General features: G+C 34.1%; 2 protein-coding genes. One reads left to right on the top strand and one right to left on the bottom strand.

Translation table 11 applies throughout. The features are described 5' to 3' along the window. Positions 1-447: 447 nt before the first annotated feature. Positions 448-3,339 carry a TonB-dependent receptor gene (locus KO502_RS05645; protein ID WP_354668305.1) on the bottom strand — a complete coding sequence of 964 codons (2,892 nt, stop codon included), beginning with the start codon at positions 3,337-3,339 and terminating at the stop codon, positions 448-450. Between the two features lie 974 nt (positions 3,340-4,313). Between KO502_RS05645 and KO502_RS05640 the strand changes: the two genes are divergently transcribed. Then, positions 4,314-5,912 carry a cation:proton antiporter gene (locus KO502_RS05640; RefSeq protein ID WP_216021596.1) on the top strand — a complete coding sequence of 533 codons (1,599 nt, stop codon included), beginning with the start codon at positions 4,314-4,316 and terminating at the stop codon, positions 5,910-5,912. Positions 5,913-6,457 lie beyond the last annotated feature (545 nt).

Raw genomic sequence — 6,457 nt, 5'->3', positions numbered from 1 at the left:
AGTTGGGAAGAAATTTAATAAAATTGGTATGACTTCAACGAATAATACAAAGCTTACAACACTTAACGTATTAAATTCATTGATTTGTTTCTTATTAAATCTAATTCTTTATTTTTATTTATTATAAATAGGATGCTTTGACCTTTAATTAACAATACGTTCAACAGGATTGTCATAAACTTGAATAGTCTATTTTGCATAAAACTGACTCAGCTCTTTGTTTTTAATCTATTTATATTGTTAAGAATTTTATAGATTTAATTAAAAAAATAATAAATCACGAACGTATTTTAATTAGTAAAACTAAAAAAACTTTATACAGGGAAATGAAAAGGAGAAGGAAAAAGCCTACCAATTAGAAATTGATAGGCTTTTAATAGTAAACATTTTCTTAATTTATTAAATGGTTAGGTAAACCTATTCAGGCTTACCTGAAAACCTAATATATTAGAACGTGTAAGTTGCACCGAAAGTGATACGACGGTCAGTGATACCTTGAGCACATAATAATGCGCCAGAGTTAACACATGATTGAGTGATATCAGATTCAGTTAAGTTAACTGCTTCAACACCAATATTTAACTCTTCAGTTACGTCATAGCTTACACTCGCGTTAAGTTGTCCTCTGTCTTCTGTAACAACAGGGTAACCTAATGTAGAAGTAAGACTTGCGCCCGCAGCAGTATCTAAAGTGCGGTATTCTTCACGCCAAGTGTAACGCATTCTTGCAGAAAGGCCGTACTTCTCATAGTAGATTGAAGCATTGTATGCATTTTCTGAGAAATCAAGTAGACCTTGTTTTAAAGTGTAATCTACATAATCATTTTCGTCATAAACACCATTAGCGGCATTAAATATCTGCGCACCACGGCTTGAAGCTGAGTAAGTTGCAGAGCCACCTTTATAATCTTGAATTGTGTAGTTAGCTAAAAAACCAAAACCTGACGCCCAACCTAAGTCTTTTTCAAAGCTTGAAAGGTCATATTGGAACGCCATTTCAATACCAGTTTGCTTGATTTTTGCAGAGTCATTACCTAATGATTCACGGTCAACACATAGGCCTTCTGTATTAGGATCACCTAAGGTATTAGGTTGAACAGATGGGTTGTAAATACCTGAACTACAAGTAGGACCTGGTTCACGTAAATTATCTGAGCCGTAGCTTGCGTAATCGATATCAGTTACAAATAAGTTAGAAATGTCTTTTTGGAAGTAACCAATACTTACAACTGCTGCTTCGGCAAAATACCACTCAGCAGATATGTCAAATGAAGTTACTTCTTCAGGCTCTAGCCCTGCGTTACCAATTTGTACTGTTTGGTTTTCGTTAGTACCGAATTCAACTGATGTATTCAAATCACCAAAATCAGGACGTCTAATATCCTTACCCCAACCTAAACGAACAATAACATCATCAGTTACATCAGCAACGATATTTAAACGAGGTAAAGTATAACTATAATCAGCTGTAGTCGTTACCGATTCTACAACACCACCATTTACAGAGTTACCTGTTGATGAAATGTCAGTAGAAACATGACGAACACCAAAGTTACCACGTACCATTTCATATTCAAAATTTGCTTGAGCATAAAGAGCAATAGTTTCTTCTTCGATGCTAAAAACAGCTGTGTCACTAGGTGTTAAGTCTGGGGCATCTACATTACCACCATGTTGTGTCATAGCATCAACTAGAATATCAGTAACGGCATCAGGGTTTGCAAAAACTAAATCAGGGTCGATGATTAAGAAATCACGCATCGCTAAAGCTCTACCATCAGACGCACCAAAGTTACTAGGTCCTTTAACAAGTAGCTCCTCAAATAAATCACCGCTTGGGCTATCTACCATTTTACTGAAACCACCAATACGGTCAGAACGAGTTACAGCATCATGCTTGGTTTTGTTTAAACGGATACCTGCATCTACTGAAGTAATAATACTGTCATCAATGAAGTATGTAGAATCTATACGGAATGACGTATCAGAGTTCTCATTACTACTTCGGCTAATATCAACCTGATCTAATACTACATTTGAAGGGTCTAATAACTCAGCAGTGCTTGGTGCGTAGATAGAATCTTCAGCGATACCAAATGTTAATTTGTCACCTGTTAAATCGTATTCAAACGGTACACCATTATCATTTGCAGAAGTTATTGGTGCATTAGGGTTGATAAAGTTTAATTGCGAATTATAAGAAGGTGTTGTTGTATCTGAAGATGCATGTGCAATTTCTGAGCTAATAAATAAATCATCACCTTGCCATTCACCACCAATTCTGAATACTTGTGAGTCAGTTACACGTGCACCCGTGTCGCTATTAAAACGTAAGTTTGGATCTGAGTCATGAATAGCTGGGTTAGGCTCAATGATACCTGTTTGAGCAAACTGCATACTACCTAAGTTAACACCATCTAATGAACCAAAGTTAACAGTTTCAAAAGAGTCAGGTACACTAGCGCCAGTGAAAGCGGCAACACCGGAAGCTTGAACTCGAGTACTTTCTTGACGTTGCTCTTGTGAAGTTAAAACAGCATCAACGAAAAATTTCATATCATCGTTTGGTGCGTATTCTAAAGTTGTTGCAAAGTTTGTTGTTTCATATTCAAAGTTTTCTAATTCTTGGTTTAAGAATTGAATACCAACATAGTCGCCTGTTGCGGCATTATCTGTAGTAGGAGTTGCATCTCTATCCACACGAGGACGGAATGATGTGGCTTCTTGCTCAGCATAACTACCACTTACTACAACACCGATTTTACCACCAGAAGAAAGCTCCCAGTTGTCACCGTATGCACCAGAAAGGCGAGGCATAATACCGTCAGTTGTTAAACTACTGTCTTCACCTTGAATACGAACAGAGCCTAGTGTTTCTGATAATTCTAGAGGGCGAATAGTACGTAAGTTGATTGTACCACCAACAGAGCCTTCAGTTGTTTTAGCTGTTGATGCTTTTGTTACTTCTACACCGGCAATAATAGCTGCAGATAAATCTTCAAAGCTCATACCATTACGGCCATCACCTGCGCCAACAGTAGAAGCACCGTTAATTTCTACGCGGTTAGAGTTACTACCACGAATTTGAACACCGGTACCAACACCAGCTGTTCTTGTTATTTGTACACCTGTAAGGTTCTCAAGAACTTCAGCTAAGTTTTGGTCAGGTAATTTACCGATATCTGTAGCCATGATTATTTCAACCATGTTACTTGTATCACGTTTTTCAGCAAGAGCACTGGTAAGTGAACTACGCATACCTGTTACAGAAATCACTTCTAAATTTTCGTCGTTTATTTCAGTCTCAGCTTCAGCTGCGTATGTTGGCATTGCTAACATTGCTGTTAGTGTGGCGCCGAAGATTGCTACGTTAGTTTTACCGAACTTGTTAAAATTAAGTACAGAACTTATTTTGTTAAGTTTCATTGAATTTCCCCTCACAAAAGTGATTGATTTTATATTTTAGTGTTTTTTTTGTTATTACCAAATAATTAATATTGGTAATAGTTGTTTTTATTGTTTTATTGATCTTAAAGAAGTCCTCTTAATTAAGATCTGTGTTATTTATATGGTATTTTAATATCTATTACAACCAATTTGTTGTTTTAAATTTAAATTGGTAATGCCTATTTTGGGTTTTTATAGTTTTTTTGGTTTCTTTATTGGTAAGTTTAGTCGGTTTTTATTGCTTTACCAGTAAGGTGGGGGTTATTTTTCAATATGTTGTTTTTTTTGCAGAGTTATAATTTTTTACTACGCGCTAACAACTGTTTAACTTGTTAATTAGCTTTTAATCATCTTATTCAATTAAAATGACTCTAAAGGTAGTGTTTATTTGAAATTTATACAGTGTTATCGCATGTTCGTGTAGTCAGTTACACGTCACATGCTCTACCTTGTCTGCTTTTAATAATAGAGCAGAGTGCACTATATAAGGGCATTTACCTAAGGGGTGGTTATTGAGTTTCTACATTAGAAGGTATGGAGTATGTTGAATTAGCTATTAATACTAGATTAATAAACTAGGTAAGACGGGTAGCGTAAATCGCTATGCTGTTTACACTATAATAATTTAAAATAATTTAATTTTTTAAACGTTTTGTGTTTATCAAAATGGCCTGTAATATGCATTGTTTATAATATAAATTATATTAATATAATTTATAATTAATCCGTTAGCCTTAAGTCCTTAATTGGTACTAGGTCACTTTTTTTGAATATGTATATTTCAAATTATATGAAATCATATTTATTATATTTCTCCACATCGCTTTATATGCATCTTCTATTATCATTTATTTAAAGGAAATAATATGGACTCAATTCTCGTCATAATTGCTTTTTCGTTGGCAATGGCAAGTGTCATAAACATATTTTTAACCAAGTTTTCTATATCTCATATCATCGGTTACATTATTACAGGCACCATTATTAGTAATATATTTGATTTTAATGGCAGTGGAGATCTTCATTCGTTAGATCTAATCGGTGAGTTTGGTATTGTTTTTTTGATGTTTACTATCGGCTTAGAGATGTCTTTTGCTAAGTTAGATAAACTTAAAAAGCTCATTTTTGTAAACGGTTTTATTCAAGTTGCGTTGAGCTCTATTATTATTTTTGTAGCTGCATTTTATATATTTAATTTAGGTGCAACAGCTTCAATAATTGTTGCACTTTCATTTAGTCTATCTTCAACGGCGATAGTTCTACCTTATTTAAAAAAATCGAAAGATATAGTCACTCCTTATGGTGAAAGGTCGGTTGCAATTTTAGTTTTTCAAGATTTAGCTGTTATCCCTATTTTATTATTATTGAGTTTTCTATCGAATAATGAACTTTCTATTACCGACGTTTTATTAAAAACTTTACTGTACGCTAGCGGCATAATTATTTTTATGTTTACCCTTGGTAAAAAGCTGATCACTTGGTTATTACACTTTTCGTCAAACGCTCGTATGGAAGAATTATTTCTAAGTTCAGTGTTTACTATTGTGTTAGGGACATCGTTAATAGCACATGAAATGGGCTTTACTTATTCTTTAGGTGCTTTTATTGCAGGTATGATCATTGCTGAAACCAAGTTTCATATAAAAGTTGAATCGGATATCGCGTCTTATAAAGATTTACTGTTAGGAGCTTTTTTCTTTTCTATTGGAACAAAAATAGACTTTAGCTATTTCATGTATAACCTCCATTGGGTTTTAGCGACTTTGATAATGGTAATGCTAGTAAAAGCTTTGGTTATTTACCTATTAATGATCAGACAAGCCAATAAAAGTGATTCAATAAAGTCGGCGATAGCATTGTGCCAAGTAGGCGAGTTTTCATTCGCTATTTTTGCATTAGCGCTAAACCAAAATATTATTACGGAAGAGTTAGGCAGCTTTCTTATATTGATCACTGTGTTGTCTATGATCATTACGCCATTTATGGTCAATAATATTTATAAAATAGCTTCTCTTTTTGTTGTTGAGTTTTTTGAGTCAGATAAAATTGATTCAATCAATGCTTCAAATCATACTATTGTTTGTGGTTATACAACGTTAGGGCGTATTGTCGCGAAAGAGTTAGCTGAGAAGGGTGTAAAATTTGTTATCATTTCGGATAACTTACAGCATGTGTTGTTAGCAAGAAAACGTGGTTTTGATGCGTATTTTGGCCACTTAGATAAACTGCCTGTATTAGAGTCACTAAAAGTAGAACAGACAAGTAGTATAATCATCACAGTTAATAGTTTGAAAAACAAACAAATAATATGTGAGTCAGTACTTGAATATTATCCTCATGCGAACTTAGTTGTGAAAGTGAATTCAATTGAAGAAAAATTAGCGCTTTCAGATATAGAAATTAAATCTTTTGTACACGCTGAGGAAGAAACCGCGGCCTTACTTGTAAAACAGAGTATGAATTAATTTCTGAGAAAAACTGATTAATCAGAAAGTAAATAAAGGAGTAAACTTTATAAGGTAGGCTCCTTTTAATGCATAACGATCATAATAATCTTCACAGAGAAAAAAACAATCTCATATGTAATAGCTCAGGCTAGATCTTACCCTCACCTTGAGTAGTCGGGAGTTAGTCGTTTTGATTGGGTAACAACTTCAATCATGGCACATAGATGCCATATAGGGAGGAGATCATCACATCAGTCTAACTAGAATGTCTATGATTTAAAGCTCGTGTCGCGATAAAATCCTTCAGATTTAATCCGTTTTAAATTGAATAAAGTTTAACACTGAAATCTCAACAGACCCTAATCCAGCTCAGGTTAGTTAAGCAAAGTTACTCTACAAACTATTTTAAGCCTAACATCATTAAATTTGTTACCAATAACTAGCTATTGAGTACAACCTCCTGCCTTGTTAGACATAAAATTGTTAATGCTGAACAATAATATACTTCCCAAATATAGCAGTGGAGAGTTATACCAAGTCTGTTAAATTACTGATCACCTGTA

This window comes from Colwellia sp. E2M01 (genome assembly GCF_018860585.1).
In the GTDB taxonomy this organism is placed as follows: domain Bacteria; phylum Pseudomonadota; class Gammaproteobacteria; order Enterobacterales; family Alteromonadaceae; genus Colwellia.
This window is presented reverse-complemented; position numbering and strand designations above follow the sequence as displayed.

What these genes read in the sequence shown, in the direction of transcription:
- KO502_RS05645 (WP_354668305.1), bottom strand. Translation starts at nt 3,339, where the DNA reads ATGTTAGCAATGCCAACATACGCAGCTGAAGCTGAGACTGAAATAAAC.
- KO502_RS05640 (WP_216021596.1), top strand. Translation starts at nt 4,314, where the DNA reads ATGGACTCAATTCTCGTCATAATTGCTTTTTCGTTGGCAATGGCAAGT.